The 15,443-nt window shown below is 35.9% G+C and carries 13 protein-coding genes; 7 read left to right on the top strand and 6 right to left on the bottom strand.

Going from position 1 to position 15,443, the window contains the following annotated elements:
- Positions 1 to 85: 85 nt before the first annotated feature.
- Positions 86 to 349 carry a YhdB family protein gene (locus MKY81_RS10950; RefSeq protein WP_066233757.1) on the bottom strand — a complete coding sequence of 88 codons (264 nt, stop codon included), beginning with the start codon at positions 347 to 349 and terminating at the stop codon, positions 86 to 88.
- Positions 350 to 574: 225 nt separating this feature from the next.
- Between MKY81_RS10950 and MKY81_RS10955 the strand changes: the two genes are divergently transcribed.
- From MKY81_RS10955 to MKY81_RS10965, 3 genes are all read left to right on the top strand, one after another.
- Entirely contained in the window at positions 575 to 1,663 is a 1,089-nt protein-coding gene (locus MKY81_RS10955; RefSeq protein WP_108071907.1) for a hypothetical protein, read from the top strand.
- 256 nt (positions 1,664 to 1,919) lie between these two features.
- Positions 1,920 to 3,152, top strand: a complete 1,233-nt coding sequence (locus MKY81_RS10960; protein WP_107920798.1) for a TolB family protein — start codon at positions 1,920 to 1,922, stop codon at positions 3,150 to 3,152.
- Between the two features lie 130 nt (positions 3,153 to 3,282).
- Complete coding sequence (locus MKY81_RS10965) at positions 3,283 to 4,698, top strand: SpoVR family protein (protein WP_107920797.1); 1,416 nt, start codon at positions 3,283 to 3,285, stop codon at positions 4,696 to 4,698.
- A 35-nt stretch (positions 4,699 to 4,733) separates the two neighbouring features.
- Here the strand turns inward: MKY81_RS10965 and hmpA are convergent, their stop codons facing one another.
- Positions 4,734 to 5,951 (bottom strand): NO-inducible flavohemoprotein, encoded by a 1,218-nt coding sequence (gene hmpA, locus MKY81_RS10970; RefSeq protein WP_341118771.1) that lies wholly within the window; start codon positions 5,949 to 5,951, stop codon positions 4,734 to 4,736.
- 247 nt (positions 5,952 to 6,198) lie between these two features.
- Here hmpA and MKY81_RS10975 point away from each other — a divergent pair, with 247 nt between their 5' ends.
- Positions 6,199 to 6,693, top strand: a complete 495-nt coding sequence (locus MKY81_RS10975; protein WP_108071903.1) for a PCYCGC motif-containing (lipo)protein — start codon at positions 6,199 to 6,201, stop codon at positions 6,691 to 6,693.
- Positions 6,694 to 6,731: 38 nt separating this feature from the next.
- Here the strand turns inward: MKY81_RS10975 and MKY81_RS10980 are convergent, their stop codons facing one another.
- The 4 genes from MKY81_RS10980 to MKY81_RS10995 all read right to left on the bottom strand — a co-directional run bounded on the left by MKY81_RS10980 (position 6,732) and on the right by MKY81_RS10995 (position 12,538).
- Entirely contained in the window at positions 6,732 to 8,405 is a 1,674-nt protein-coding gene (locus MKY81_RS10980) for a glycerol-3-phosphate dehydrogenase/oxidase (RefSeq protein ID WP_445663930.1), read from the bottom strand.
- Positions 8,406 to 8,604: 199 nt separating this feature from the next.
- Complete coding sequence (locus tag MKY81_RS10985; RefSeq protein ID WP_341118774.1) at positions 8,605 to 9,234, bottom strand: LysE family translocator; 630 nt, start codon at positions 9,232 to 9,234, stop codon at positions 8,605 to 8,607.
- 256 nt (positions 9,235 to 9,490) lie between these two features.
- A complete protein-coding gene (gene corA / locus MKY81_RS10990) occupies positions 9,491 to 10,441 on the bottom strand; it encodes a magnesium/cobalt transporter CorA (protein WP_066233782.1) in 951 nt (316 codons plus the stop codon).
- Between the two features lie 27 nt (positions 10,442 to 10,468).
- Positions 10,469 to 12,538, bottom strand: coding sequence for a CocE/NonD family hydrolase (locus MKY81_RS10995; protein WP_341117789.1), 2,070 nt, complete (start codon positions 12,536 to 12,538; stop codon positions 10,469 to 10,471).
- Positions 12,539 to 12,690: 152 nt separating this feature from the next.
- Here MKY81_RS10995 and MKY81_RS11000 point away from each other — a divergent pair, with 152 nt between their 5' ends.
- From MKY81_RS11000 to MKY81_RS11010, 3 genes are all read left to right on the top strand, one after another.
- The gene (locus MKY81_RS11000; RefSeq protein WP_066233788.1) at positions 12,691 to 13,392 is read left to right on the top strand and encodes a gamma-glutamyl-gamma-aminobutyrate hydrolase family protein; all 702 of its coding nucleotides are present in this window, start codon (positions 12,691 to 12,693) and stop codon (positions 13,390 to 13,392) included.
- Positions 13,393 to 13,402: 10 nt separating this feature from the next.
- The gene (locus MKY81_RS11005; protein WP_108071901.1) at positions 13,403 to 14,329 is read left to right on the top strand and encodes a dipeptidase; all 927 of its coding nucleotides are present in this window, start codon (positions 13,403 to 13,405) and stop codon (positions 14,327 to 14,329) included.
- Between the two features lie 183 nt (positions 14,330 to 14,512).
- Positions 14,513 to 15,439, top strand: coding sequence for an ABC transporter permease (locus MKY81_RS11010; protein ID WP_108071899.1), 927 nt, complete (start codon positions 14,513 to 14,515; stop codon positions 15,437 to 15,439).
- Positions 15,440 to 15,443: the final 4 nt, after the last annotated feature.

Consider the following 15,443-nt stretch of genomic DNA (forward strand, 5'->3'; position numbering starts at 1 on the left):
ATTACTTAAAGAAATTATAGTATTCATATATGGGAATTGTAAAATGTAAAGCGGCTTTTCCTCGGGGAAAAAGCCGCTTTTTGCTTTATACCTTTGTATAATGAACTGCTTCGGCACTTATCACATCATTTGCTACATTCATTTCATGTGCGTGATCAATATAACGGAGTAGGGAATATAGGTTACGTTCAATTACTGTGTAATCGTGCGAAAAATGATATGCATGAAGAAGATGCTCGATTCTCTTGGAAAGCATGTCGTCTTTCGTTCGTACCATCAAAATCAATAAATTATCCCATTGTGATCGATGGGTATAGTATAGAGCACGATCGTAGTCAACACTATTCAAAACAACCTCCTCCTTTATCAATCAACTGTATAACTAACACTTTTAAGGAGTTGTTTTTAGTATATGCATCACATCTATTTTTTGTTGCTGAAAAACTTGGTGATGCTGATGCCACATGGTTGTTTTATTTTAACATGGATAGTCAATGTTTATTATTGTTCTATGAATAATGTGAATAGTTCGGTAAAATGAAAAAGGGATAAACAAGCACTTGGAGGAAATGGGATGAAAACAAAGGTATTTCGATTGTTTCAGCTTGCCAAAATTTTAAACAAGTTTGCAGAGGTTTTCTACTTTATTTCTTTTATAGCTATCGTTACACATTCACCATTATTTTTGGTTTTGATTAGTTGTTTCGTTCTTATTGGTAAATATATTGGCAATGTCGTTGGTTTAAGATTAGCCAATAATTACATTTTCAGCACTCAATCCATAAAGATTATCGTTTTGGTACTTTTTTTTATTTTGGTTATTAACCATCATGCAACGAGCATTCCATTATTGGTTCTTAGCTTTATAATAGCAACTCTTGATGGATTTTTTCTTCATAATATGAATACACTTCAATCATTTATTTCAAAACGTGAAGATATGTTGGTGTCGAATGGGTTCCATGTTTATTTAGACCCACTCATCCTTTTAAGTAGTTGGATTATTGGTTCGCTGTTATTTTTAAAAGGAAATAGTGAAATTGTCCTTTTTGTTGCAATTATTTTATCCACAGTTAGTTTAATTATTTTTTATGCTATCCCTTCTCAAAATTCAGCTATTCTCCTACGGAATCACCAAAGACATAATGGTGAAAATATACATATTGTAAATGTAATTGAAATAGTCGTTAGAACCTCATGGACGGCAGTTATTCTTTTTTTATTAGTGCACAATCAAATATCTTGGTGGGGAATCATCAATTCCATTTTTTTTAGCGGAATCGTGTTTGCCTATTTTTTACTCATGAAATTTCATTCAATATTCGTTTTGTTCGAACGTAAGATTTTAATTATAAATACTTTATGTATGGGAATTATTCTATTGCTATTGTCCTTTACTACTCATCATCTATGGATGATTTTGTTTGTTTTTCTCGGTGGAGCAACCTCACAAATCAGAGACACCATCCTTACTTCAAGATTAATAAAAAAAAGCATATTAAGACAAAATGGATTCTTTTTAACAAGTGTGATGGTGATCAGCCTATTAGCATTCGGATTGATTATTGACGTATATGGTGTTGGTTCATTGTATTTGATAACAAGCACTCTGACTATTTTTTTGGGTTTATACTATTTGTTGGAAAAAGCCAACCAGGATTAAAAAGGCTCTTATTCGAAAGGCTCTTTTAAAAAAACGCAGAGTGGATTGGAGCGGAAGGTACGAGACTCCTGCGGGATCAGCTGGACAGATGAGACCCCGCAAGAGCGAAGCGATGAGGAGGCTCATCGCAGAACCGCGAAAAAGCGAGTACCTGCAGCGGAAAGGAACGGTCATTATTTAAAAACAAAACCGAAATATTTCCCAACAAAAAGGCGAAACTAAGTAATGGAAGAATTTTTGTCGGGAAGGTGAGTACATGAAAAAGAAATACTGGATAATAGCTATAATGATTGGATTCTTTCTTTTTACAAATACAGATCCACTATTCGCAAAAATAGAATCGGTCAAAATAGCATTTATAAGACACACGAATTTATGGATCAAAGTAGGAAATAAAGAACAACAAATCACAAAAGAAGGAAATGTAAGCGGTCCAAAATGGTCAGCAGACGGTAAGTGGATAGCCTTTAAAAAAGGAAAAGAGCTCTGGACATATAATACACAATCAAAAAAGCAAATTCGCTTATACGGGGGAGAAGCTTCAAATTATCAATGGTCCCCGAAAAAGAATATTATTGCCTTTCAAATTTTTAATGATATTAACACGATTGATGTAGAAAAACGAAATAAAGGATTTGAAAATGTGGCATCCGGTGTAGGCAATTATTCATGGTTTCCAAACGGAAAGGAATTTTTAGCCTCTTCGATATCGAATTTGCTGCCAACAGGTTGGACAAGTGTAGAATTATACAAAATTCCAATTGATGCCAAAATGGACCCTGCCAAAATGGAGCATTTCTATACATTACCTAAACAATCTTCTGACTTTTTTGCCATTCAAACGAGCCGTTTTAAATGGTCGGCTAATGGTATGTGGATAGCTTTTTTGGCTACACCAACGGCTTCCTGGTCGATGGACAACGATATGCTTTGCATTATCCGAACAGACGGAACGAACTTTACAAAGCTTGAAGATATGATATTAAACGAATCATGGTTTCAATGGGCACCAGATAAAAATTATTTAGCATACATCGGCGGCGAAGGAAGAATGGCCATTGAAAATAAGCATTTAAATATAAAGATATTGCCGGCTTTAAAAACGAACTCCTTTACCCCTAAAGGCTTTGTCGATTGGGATTTTACTTGGCAAAATCCATCGCTTCTTACAGTATCGAGAGCGAAGGAGACGGAATGGTCGAATAATCCTAAGAAAAGACCGCTTCCATCTTTATACAAAATCGATACAAAACAGAATGAGCAGGCAAAGATTACATCTCCTAATAAAGGATTTGGAGATTATCACCCTACCTATATTTCTACTATCAATCGACTAACCTGGCTTCGTTCAAATCGAAAAACGACAGATCTGTGGATGGCTAAGCCTAATGGGGAGATGGCGAAAATCTATATTAAACAAATTGATACAGTACCTGATTATTATGAAAAAAGGGACTGGGAAGATGTAATAGATATATATAACCAATAATTATTAGTAAAATAATGGTACGAATTCAACTACATGATTTTTCTATGTCCTTCATACATTGTTGTAAGAGGATAGTTCCTTAACAGTGTTCTCTATTAAATAATGGAGACCGAGGAAAAGGGGGATATTGATGAATCATGAAGAAGAAAAAGCCTTGGAATATGCAATATCTGAAATAACCGAAATTGCGACTGGTTTCGGTTTAGATTTTTATCCGATGCGTTATGAAATCTGCCCGGCAGATATCATTTATACGTTTGGAGCCTATGGAATGCCTACTCGATTTTCGCATTGGAGCTTTGGAAAACAATTTTTTAAAATGAAACTTCATTATGATTTGGGACTTAGTAAAATTTACGAATTAGTTATCAATTCAAATCCATGCTATGCCTTCTTACTAGATTCCAACTCACTTATTCAAAACAAATTAATTGTTGCACATGTTCTGGCACACTGTGATTTTTTCAAAAACAATGTTCGCTTTCAAAATACGAAGCGAGACATGGTTGAAAGTATGTCAGCTACTGCAGAACGAATTCGCGCATATGAAATTAAATACGGAAAAAGTGAAGTGGAAAAATTTATCGATGCTGTCCTTGCTATTGAAGAACATATTGATCCATCGCTTATGAGGCCGAAACTAACTTGGTCGATTGAAGAGGAAGAGGAGTGGGAAGAAGAGAAAAAAACGTCCTCACCCTATGATGATTTATGGTCGTTAGATGAGAAACAAGATAAAAAACCTAAGCCAAAGAAAAAAATAAAGAAATTTCCTCCACAACCTGAAAAAGATATTATGTTGTTTATCGAACAATACAGCCGTGAATTAACGGATTGGCAAAGGGATATTATGACAATGATTCGTGAAGAAATGCTTTATTTTTGGCCGCAGCTGGAAACAAAAATCATGAATGAAGGCTGGGCATCGTATTGGCATCAACGAATCCTTCGTGAAATGGATTTAACAAGTGATGAAGCAATTGAATTTGCTAAATTAAACGCAGGCGTCGTCCAACCATCCAAAACAGGAATTAACCCGTATTATTTAGGTGTGAAAATTTTTGAAGATATTGAGGAGCGATACAATAATCCGACCGAAGAAATGATCAAACGCGGAGAAAAACCGGGTTCAGGACGAGAAAAAATGTTTGAAGTGCGTGAAATTGAAGGGGATATTTCCTTTCTTAGGAATTATTTAACGAAAGATTTGGTTATGCGAGAGGATATGTATCTTTTCCAAAAGCAAGGCCGCGATTATAAAATTGTTGATAAAGATTGGAAAAAAGTCCGTGACCAGCTAGTAAATAGCCGTGTTAATGGCGGTTTTCCATATATTACAGTAAATGATGGCGATTATATGAAAAATGGTGAATTGTATTTAAAGCATTGGTATGAGGGGATCGAATTAGATTTAAAATATTTAGAAAAGGTCTTGCCATATATATATCAAATATGGGGAAGAACAGTTCATTTAGAATCGATTGTAGAAAATAAGGAAATGTTATTTACGTATGATGGACGTAGTGTACAAAGGAAATATTTATGAAAAAGTAAAAAAGGGTTGACAACCCTTTTTTTACTTTAGCCTTCTAAATCTCCGAAAGACCCAAAGAATTCATAATGAATATTCTCTTTAGGAACAACCCAGTCTAACAACGCGCGATTCACAACCTTCATGAAAGGCTCCGGACCACAGAAATAGAATTGCGAATCATGATTTGGCAATATTTCTTTCATCCATTCTAATGTAATAAACCCTTCTTTATCGAAGGCTTTATTTTTTCTGTCTTCGTCCGTTGGGTGTGAGTAAATGGAATATGCTTCAACATTAGAGTTCTTAGCAGCTACTTCTTTAATATAGTCTTTAAACGCTTGAACTTTTCCATTCATTACAGCATGAATAAAATATACTTTTCTGTCCGGTTGTTTCTCAATAATCGTATTTAGCATACTCATTAATGGCGTAATTCCCACTCCTCCGCAAATTAAAACAACAGGAGTGTTACTATTCATATCGAGGTAGAAATCACCGGCAGGAGCGGAAATAGGGAGAATATCCCCTTCGTTAAATAGTTCATGTAAATCCGTCGAAACAACTCCCGGAGGAAGTTCTTCCGATTTTGGATCTTCCCGTTTTACACTGATACGATAATAATCATTTCCAGGACGATCGGATAAACTGTATTGCCGTAAATGAGTGTACTTCTCTTTTTCAATATCAATTTTTACGGTAATATATTGTCCTGGTATATATTGAGGTAATTCTTTTCCATCTTTAGGCTTTAAGTAGAATGAAGTGATGACTTCACTTTCCTTCACTTTCCGATCAATAATAAAGTCTTTGAATCCGGCCCAACCTCCAGGCTGCGTTTCCGCTGTTTTATATAAACGGTTTTCCATCCGGATAAATACATCGGAAATAACTTCATATGCGTCTGCCCATGCATCGATGATCTCATCTGTTGCTGCATCCCCAAGCACTTCTTTTATCGCGCCTAATAAATTTTCGCCAACAATTGGATATTGCTCAGGTTTAATTTGTAAACTTCGATGCTTTTGCACAATTCGTTCTAAAGCTGGCATAATGGCACTCATATCTTCAATATTAGCAGCAGCTGCATACACGGCATTTGCTAACGCTTTCGGTTGATGGCCGGTAATTTGATGTGTCATATTAAAAACATTTTTCAGTTCAGGATGATTCTCAAATAATCTTTTATAAAATCGCTTCGTAATTTTTTCACCATGTTCTTGAACTATCGGAAGGGTTGCTTTAACGATTTCTAATTTTTTTTGGATCTAATTTTTTCACAGTATTTAGTATATCTTTCCATTCATATTTTTCTTTTATAGCTTGATTCAAAGGTTTCAATCCTTTCTAAAGCTGAATAAATACATTTGATATGTTCCCCTTATATAATCGAATTACTAATGGGAAAAATAGTTAGCGTGTGATCAATTTATGTCATTTCTTCCATACAGCTTGTTTCCCTTTTTAATTATTTTTAAAATGAAGATAAGTTAATTCCTCGAAAGGATGAAAATTATGTATAGAAAAAATAGAATTCTTCTGACCCTTTTTGCTGTGATTCTTGTTCTTTCAGCTTGCAGTAGTGTTAAAAATGAAAGCAAGGAATCACCAAAAAAGAAAACAGCAGAGCATACAATGCCGATGGGTGAAGAGACGGCGAGTAAAGATGTTTTACCAATGTTTTTGAATAATACATCTGAAACAGTGCAAACGATCTATCAAGCTGCAGCTTCACATCAGGAATTATTAGAGCATATGCCGTGTTATTGTGGTTGTGGAGAAATGGGACATAAAAACAATTATGATTGCTTTATCCAAGAGAATAAAAAAAACGGTGCCGTTGTTTGGGATGAACATGGAGTGAATTGTGATGTATGCTTAGAAATTGCGGCACAATCAATCGTAGATTACAATAAAGGCAAATCGATGAAAGAGATTCGCAAAACTATTGATGAAAAATATAAGGAAGGCTATGCTAAACCAACACCGACACCAATACCGGAAGTATAACAAGGGTGAACATTTAAAATGTTCACCCCTTAAATTTTTTACAATACTTGCTCGTCAATAGGAATAACCGCATCTTTTAATTCTTTTTCTAATTCAGCGGTATATTCTTTCGTTTGTTCAGGATCCCAACCAAACACTTCTTCCATTTTTGCAAGAACAGGCTCTTTCCATTTTTTTACCCAGATAATGTTAAAAAATAAGGCTCCTGTACGGCGAATAAAGAAGTCAACAGGTTTTAGGACCATTTCCTTTTCAATTGCATACATCAGTTGCGCATATACAAAAGGCGTTAACTGATTTTCGTCAAGTTCCTGATAATCCTTTGCATAGTCGAATAGATAATCAACATTTGTACCATATTTACTTGCAAGTGCATATCCTTCTTCTTCAGTTAAACCGAATTGAATCGCTTCCTTCGCTTTTTTAGTAATGAACAATTTGTAATTGGCGGAGCCGCCTAGATTCCCACCAGAAATGGGGAAGTGAACCGTTTGGCAAGGTTTAAGATTCCTTTGCTGTGTAACACATAATTCTTTTGCCACTAGATCAACGACATTTTCAGCCATCTTACGGTACCCGGTTAATTTACCGCCGGCGATTGTAATTAAGCCGCTATCTGCTTCCCATATTTCATCCTTCCTTGAAATATCAGAAGGATCTTTGCCTTGTTCGTATATAAGCGGGCGAACGCCTGCCCAGCTAGACTCTACATCATCTTTTGTTATTTTTACATCCGGGAACATATAGTTAATGGCACTAATGACATAATCACGGTCAGATGAAAGCATTTTTGGATGAGCTGTATCTTTATCATAAAATGTATCAGTTGTTCCTACATACGTCTTACCATCACGTGGAATAGCAAAAATCATTCGTCCATCCGGTGTATCGAAATAAACTGCTTGGCGTAATGGGAAGACAGATTGGTCAAAAACAAGATGAATTCCTTTCGTTAATCGTAATTGTTTATTATTTTTCGCGTAATCTTTTCCTCTTACTTCATCGACCCAAGGTCCTGCAGCATTTACAAACTTTTCAGCATGAATTTCTACTTCTTTATTTGTTAATAAATCACGAACAATTACACCAATAATTTTTTTGCGTTCATCATAAATGAATTGTTCCGCTTTCACATAGTTAGCAACAATTGCCCCATTTTCTACGGCAGCTTTGATCACTTCGATTGTTAATCTCGCATCATCTGTCCGGTACTCGACATAATAGCCTCCACCTTTTAGTCCATCTTTTTTAATTAACGGTTCCTTCTGTAATGTTTCTTCAGCAGATAACATTGTCCGGCGTTCTGTTTTTTTTACTTGTGCTAAAAAGTCATAAACTTTCAGCCCGATCGAAGTGGTAAAAGCTCCGAAAGTTCCCCCTTTATGGAAGGGAAGAAGCATCCATTCGGGTGTAGTTACATGCGGGCCATTTTCATAAACAATGGCACGTTCTCTTCCTACTTCTTTCACAACATTTATTTCAAATTGTTTTAAATAACGGAGTCCTCCATGGATTAGTTTGGTTGAACGACTTGATGTTCCGGCAGCAAAATCCTGCATTTCTACTAAAGCAACTTTCAAGCCGCGTGTAACAGCGTCCAAAGCAATTCCAGCACCGGTAATTCCTCCACCGATAATAAGAAGATCGTATTTATCCTTGCTCATTTGTTCAAAGTTTTCAGTTCGGGTAATTTCTGAAAAAGTGTTTTCCATTTGAATTCCCCCTTTTTAAGATAGTTTCCCTAAATCATAAGTAATAAAAGTAGGAATACAAAAAGAGACCACAACAAGCATATTAGTAATCGTACTAAAATGTTGTGTGGTCTCTAATCTCCAACCAAATAATTAACTTAACTTCATTCTATCATAATTTTCTTAATAGTACTATAAATTTATATGCAGGATCTGTCGCCTATTTGAAAGCAGCCTTTTCAAAAGCAAGTTTTATCGCAAATCCGACTAAGACTGCTCCTGTGATCCCTTGAATAAATTTTTGTGTTTTCGGCTTTTTCATAAAGACATTGATTCGTTGAATTAATGTAATATATAGAATGAACCAAATCGCGGTCAGAACGATATATGTGATTCCCATTATAAGAAATTGACTCCACGAATTCTCCGCTGGATTTAAAAACTGTGGTAAAAAGGTTAAAAAGAAGACGGCAACTTTTGGGTTAAGTAAATTGGTTAAAAAGCCTTGGAGAAAAAACGAATGGCCTTTGCTGCTTTTTATTTCAGACATATCACTGTTCATGTCTTGCTTGATGGATAATAATGTTTTTATCCCTAAATAGATTAAATAGATGGCTCCTGCATATTTAATAATCGAAAAAAGAATAGCAGATTTAACGATTATTGCTGATAGCCCAACGATAACAGCAAAAGTATGAACACAGAGTGCGCAACACGTTCCAAAAAGGGTTTGAAATCCACCTTGTTTTCCGAAACTTAATGTATTTTTGGTAGTAATAGCGGTATCAGGACCTGGTAAAATAATTAAGCAAATACACATAAAAGCAAACAAAAGAAAGTTAGACACGATTTATCAGCTCCTTTTATATCACTCTTTTGAATATTTTATATTTTACCACGTCATACTGGTATTGAAAATGTAAAAAAACAGTGTCCGTTCCTTTCCGCTGCAGGTACTCGCTTTCCGCGGGGCTGGTGATGAGCCTCCTCGTCGCTTCGCTCCTGCGGGGTCTCATCTATCCAGCTGATCCCGCAGGAGTCTCGTACCTTCCGCTCCAATCCACTCTGCGCTTTGTTAAAAGCAACAACCTTTTTAAAAGAGACTTTTATTTAAACCAACCCTTTTTCATAAACCATGCGGACATTCCTGCTCCAATTAAAAACATGATGAATAGAATGATGAAATAGCCAAATTTCCAATGTAGTTCGGGCATGTAATCAAAGTTCATTCCATAAATACCTGCGATTAGTGTTAGCGGCATAAAGATGGTGGTAATGACGGTAAGAACCTTCATGACACGATTGGTTTGATGTGCATTTAATGAAAGATAACTGTCTCTAATATCTGCCGTTAATTCCCGACTGGAATCAATCATTCCGGCAAGTTTAAGCAAGTGATCGTGGATATCGGCAAAATAGGCGATTCTATTTTGAATCCCTTCTAAACGGTGTGAATTTAACATGCGATATAATAAATCGCTCATAGGTGTGACTGTATTTCGCATCGAAAGCAAATCATGTCTCGTATCAAATAAACTCTCTAACAACACTTCCATTGTTTCATTTTTAGAATTGTCCTCAATTTCGTTAAGCCGATCTTCAAGCTTATAAATAATCGGAAAATAATTATCAACAATTTTGTCCATCACTTCATATAAAATATGATACGAATCCCAATTTTCAAAGGATTCGCTTTCGCTAAAACGAGTCCATACATCAAAAATTTCCTTTGCTTTGTGATGGTGAAAAGTGACGATGAAATTTTCTCCTAGAAAGATATTGATTTCTTCTTTTACTAATTCATCGGGATGAAGACTATGCATAACAAAAAATGTATGATCTTCGTAATAATCTAATTTTGGCCTTTGAAGTTTATGAATACAGTCCTCAATTGCCAAAGGATGAAATTTCAATGGATTTCTTAGTTTCAGAATTTCTTCCTCTGTAGGACGATCGAAATCTATCCAATACCAAATATATTTGGAAGAAGATAGTTCCTCAAGCGGAACATCATGTAGTAAATCATAAGTTATTGTAACTGCTAATGTTCTAATCATGGGTATACTCCTTACTAAAAATTACTCTTAGTTAGTATGCCCCATTTTACCCACAATTGGTAACTTTATATGACTTGGATATTGCTCTGAATGGAATATCGTTTGTTCTGCTATTACCCATTCCGTGTCAGTTGCCGGATCGTTTCCTGTATTATGATTCGGAAATGAAGCATTTTTTGCTCCGGATGTAATGGCAATACGGATACGATGTCCCTTCTTAAATAAATGAGCAATTTTCGATAATTTTATTTCATACTTTTCAATTTGATGTGGTGTTACCAATTTTGGGCTTTCATACGACGTTCGATATCTAGCGCGAACCATTCCATCAGATAGGCGAATGGAATTCCCTTTTTCATCGACATCTGTTATCCGAATTAACCAATCGGTGTCTTTTGCAGAAGTTGCTGCATAAATGATTGCATAAATATCCCCGGCGATTTCAATTTCATTCTGCAAAGGCTCAGAAGTATAGACTAAAACATCCTTTCTTGTTTCTACGTCACGATAATTTTCCGGAACACTGCACTCATTTTCAGACACATCTATTAAATAGGGGGCAGGGTCCTTTGGGTCAAAAAGATAATGATCACAGCCATCAATTTTTGAAGGGGAAGTGCTTATTTTGCCATCACCAAAGCTTGTTTGGGCGCTACTATTACTTTGAATATAATAGTTTGTTAAATGTACGTTGCTTGGCGGCCAGTTGTTAGCCTTTTTCCATTGATTCTCACCAACTGTATAATAGTCAACAGCTGTTTCTGTGTCCACACCATTTTCAATTCCTTTCAAAAAGCGATCATACCAACGCTGACATAATAGATCAAGATCATATCGAATCGCATTTAAGCCAAATTGGACATGATGAATTTCTCGTGTAGCATTTGAATTATGATACCATGGGCCTAAAATTAATCTTTGATTCTCACGATTATGTTTCTGATTTAGCTCCCATGCCTCCGTCGTTCCATTTCCATCATCATCATACCAACCAGAAATATAGAGGGAAGGTACATTGATTTTTTCACCAAGTTTTGACCAATCAAAAGATGCCCAAAACTCATCATAATCGGGATGTTTCATCCACTCATTCCAAAAAGGAATGTTAAAACCAAGCGCTTTCTCCGGAATATCCTTAAGCGGACGAATAGCTAGCACTTCATCCCAATCATCTCGTTTTAATGCATCTCTATTCGCTTTTTGCTTCGCCATCATAAAAATCCATGCCATTAATCCGGAAGAATAAAGACCGTCTTTTCGCGGTAAATCTCCAAATGGAGTGCCGGCCGTAACAATGCTTATAATAGCTTTTAAATGGGGGTTTCCACTTGCAGCCGCTGCCCATTGAACAAAACCGCTATAGGAGGAACCTATCATCCCAACATTCCCATCTGACCAGCTTTGGGAAGCGATCCAATTAAGTGTATCATCACCGTCATTCATTTCATGATACATCGGCAGCCATTCTCCCTCGGAATCTTCCCGTCCTCGCACGTCTTGTGAAATAACAGCAAATCCCCGTTGGACAAAACGTAGTTTATTCAATCCGTATGACATTCTTCCGTAAGGAGTTCTGATTAATATCGTTGGGATTCGTGTTCCCGTTTTCAAATTTTTCGGCAGCCAAACCTCTGTTGCTAATCTCACGCCATCCCGCATTTCAACATCGATTTTTCCGATATGCTCGATCTCAAATGAAGCACGAGAAAGTAAAGGATCATTCCACATTTTTAGCGGTGTTAAGTGTTCGTACCCAGGTACAACTAAAACCGCACTATCGACTCCCTCGTGATAAAGGAAGGCAATTATTTGATTGAGCTCAATTACTAAATCAATTGGTTGCTTTTCTCCGGTCATCGCATATATCCAAACAGAATCTGAGACCTTTTCGTATCTAGTAAACTGTTCACCAGAATTCAGTAATACAGTTTCACTCTCAGTCCAGTTCACATGCCTTGCCTCATGGAGGATGTTTTGGATTTTCTCCAAAGAAAAGACACATGAATTCATATTTTTATTTATAGCCCGAATCTCTATTTTTTCTCCCATTCGTATTTTCGCTTGTAATATCCCCGAAACATAATAGAAAAGCTCCAAACAAATCATCTCCCACTCTTTGTATAAATAACAATTCTTGAAATAGTTGTATATTCCTTTTAAAAATTTACAACATTCATAATTTTTAATGATAAAATACAGTATAATGACCTTACATAGCAATAGAAAGTGACAAAAGGGGGAGATACAAAGTGAAGCCTCTTATAGGAATCACAGCGAATGTTGATTTTGATTGGAAACATACATTAGGAAATGACTATTTACAGGCTGTCATCCAGGCAGGCGGCATTCCAATCATATTGCCGGCCGGAGTGATTGGAGATGCGGCACATTTAGCGAAAAAATTAGATGGGTTAGTTTTATCAGGTGGGGGAGATATTGATCCTACATTATTTGGTGATGAACCTCATCAAAAACTAGGGTCGATTTCACCTGGAAGGGACCATTATGAAATAGAATTAATTCAACATATGCTTAAGCTCGATAAACCAATCTTAGCAATATGCAGAGGAATTCAAATATTAAATATTGCTGTTGAAGGGGATATGTACCAAGATATATATAGTCAGATTGACTCTCCAGTCATTCAACATACGCAAAATGCGGTAAGATACCATTTGTCTCATTATGTTCAAGTAGAAAAAAATAGTTTACTAGCGGAAATTGCTGGTCAAGTTCAATTTAAAGTAAACTCATTTCATCATCAGGCAGTCAGGAAAGTTGTGCAACCATTTGAAGTAGTAGCTCGTTCATCAGATGGTGTGATCGAGGCGATAGAAAGTAAATTACATAAATTTGTAGTAGGAGTTCAATGGCACCCCGAGCCATTGGCGGTCCACGGTGATCCAATCTCGCAAAGAATCTTTCAACGATTCATTCAATCTAGTATATGAGGTGATAACAATGCATATTATCGATCTACATTGCGATGCATTAATGAAATTAGCGGATGCAAAGGGTAAATTAAGCTATGCTGACTCAGCACAATTAGATACGAACAAATCTAGACTACAAAAAGGGGATGTAAAAGTACAAAGCTTTGCCATATTCATTGAACCAGACATTAAGTCTGATCAGAAATTTCAAGCTGCTCTTGATCAAATTTACTATTTGAAAAATGAAGTGTTAGCAAAAAACATTGAAATGAAACAGATTATGAATTGGCGTGATTTCGATCAATTAAAAGAAAATGAAATAGGTGCGATGCTTACCCTAGAAGGTGTCGATGCAATCGGAAATGATATTCAAAAGCTTAGTATTTTACATGAGTTAGGTGTTTTATCAGTTGGTTTAACTTGGAATAACGCAAATCTGGCAGCTGATGGCGCAGGGGAGCCCCGTGGTGCCGGACTTACTTCTTTCGGTAAAGAAATTGTGCAATTTAATAATCAGCATCGAATATTAACCGATGTCTCCCATTTATGCGAAAAAGCATTTTGGGATGTGATTGAAATAGCTGATTTTCCAATCGCTAGCCACTCAAATTCCAAAGTATTATGTAATCATGTTAGAAACTTAACAGATCAGCAAGCAAGAGCATTATTTGAAAAAGATGGCTTAATTCATGTTGTTTTTAATCCACCATTTATAAATGAAAGTGGTAAAGCAACTATTCCTGATCTTATTAAACATATTGATCATTTTTGTTCATTAGGCGGTGTAGACAAAATCGGTTTTGGTTCCGACTTTGATGGAATATCAACAAAGGTAACAAAATTAGAAGACTCCTCAAAATATCAAAACTTAGTGAACGAACTATTAAAATACTATTCCGAGGAACAAGTAAAAGGTTTCGCTTATCAAAACTTTCTCAATCATCGTCCAATTTAATTGAATATTTATCTCAAAGGCTTTCAGTTTATCTGAGTGCCTTTCTTATATTTATAAAAGTAATACTAAAAAACTTATTTTGAAACCGTATTGAAAATTTCGATAAATTAATATAATCTAAATATATCAATTGTTCGGTTGATGTAAATGTAACCGAATACATAGAGGGAGGTGCATCACGAAATGGGAAGATACATAGTTAAAAGATTCGTAGCCATGCTCATTACAATTTGGGTAATTACAACATTAACCTTTTTTTTAATGCATTCAATTCCTGGTTCCCCTTTTAATGAAGAACGAAACACAAATGAACATGTTCGAAAAAACTTAGAAGCACATTATCATTTGGACAAACCACTTTATGAACAGTATTTCACTTATCTCAAATCAATCGCACAATTTGACTTTGGACCATCCATTAAGAAACCGTCCCAAACCGTCAATGATATGTTAGGACGAGGATTTCCCGTTTCCTTTGAGTTAGGAATAACAGCGTTAATCATTGCTGTTATATCAGGGATTACATTAGGTGTTTTAGCTGCATTAAAACATAATGGAGTAATTGATTACTTAGCAATGACGATTGCAGTATTAGGTATATCGATTCCAAACTTTGTCATGGCTACACTTTTAATCCAACAATTTGCTGTCAACTGGCATCTATTACCCGCTGCGACTTGGGCAAGTACGAAGCATATGATATTACCGACTGCAGCTCTTGCGACGGGTCCAATGGCGATCATAGCACGCTTAACCCGATCAAGTATGCTCGAAGTATTAACGCAAGATTATATTAAAATGGCAAGGGCAAAAGGTCTATCTCCAGTAAAAATAATAATAAAACATGCACTTCGTAATGCACTAATGCCTGTTATTACAATACTTGGAACATTAACAGCAGGTATCCTTACTGGAAGTTTTGTTATCGAAAAAATTTTCGCCATCCCTGGAATGGGAAAATATTTTGTAGAAAGTATCAATACCCGCGATTATCCGGTAATTATGGGAACAACGGTATTTTACAGTGTTTTTTTAATATTAATGTTATTTGTCGTAGATTTAGCATATGGCATGTTAGATCCACGGATAAAGTTACATAAAAAGGAGTGAACTT

The organism is Heyndrickxia sp. FSL W8-0423 (assembly GCF_038009395.1).
Lineage (GTDB): Bacteria > Bacillota > Bacilli > Bacillales > Bacillaceae_C > Heyndrickxia > Heyndrickxia sporothermodurans.

Bases quoted from the DNA above. Each gene is read 5' to 3' on its own strand.
- MKY81_RS10955 (WP_108071907.1), top strand. From the start codon at position 575: ATGAAAACAAAGGTATTTCGATTGTTTCAGCTTGCCAAAATTTTAAAC.
- MKY81_RS10960 (WP_107920798.1), top strand. From the start codon at position 1,920: ATGAAAAAGAAATACTGGATAATAGCTATAATGATTGGATTCTTTCTT.
- MKY81_RS10965 (WP_107920797.1), top strand. From the start codon at position 3,283: ATGAATCATGAAGAAGAAAAAGCCTTGGAATATGCAATATCTGAAATA.
- MKY81_RS10975 (WP_108071903.1), top strand. From the start codon at position 6,199: ATGTATAGAAAAAATAGAATTCTTCTGACCCTTTTTGCTGTGATTCTT.
- MKY81_RS10980 (WP_445663930.1), bottom strand. From the start codon at position 8,405: ATGGAAAACACTTTTTCAGAAATTACCCGAACTGAAAACTTTGAACAA.
- corA (WP_066233782.1), bottom strand. From the start codon at position 10,441: ATGATTAGAACATTAGCAGTTACAATAACTTATGATTTACTACATGAT.
- MKY81_RS11005 (WP_108071901.1), top strand. From the start codon at position 13,403: ATGCATATTATCGATCTACATTGCGATGCATTAATGAAATTAGCGGAT.
- MKY81_RS11010 (WP_108071899.1), top strand. From the start codon at position 14,513: ATGGGAAGATACATAGTTAAAAGATTCGTAGCCATGCTCATTACAATT.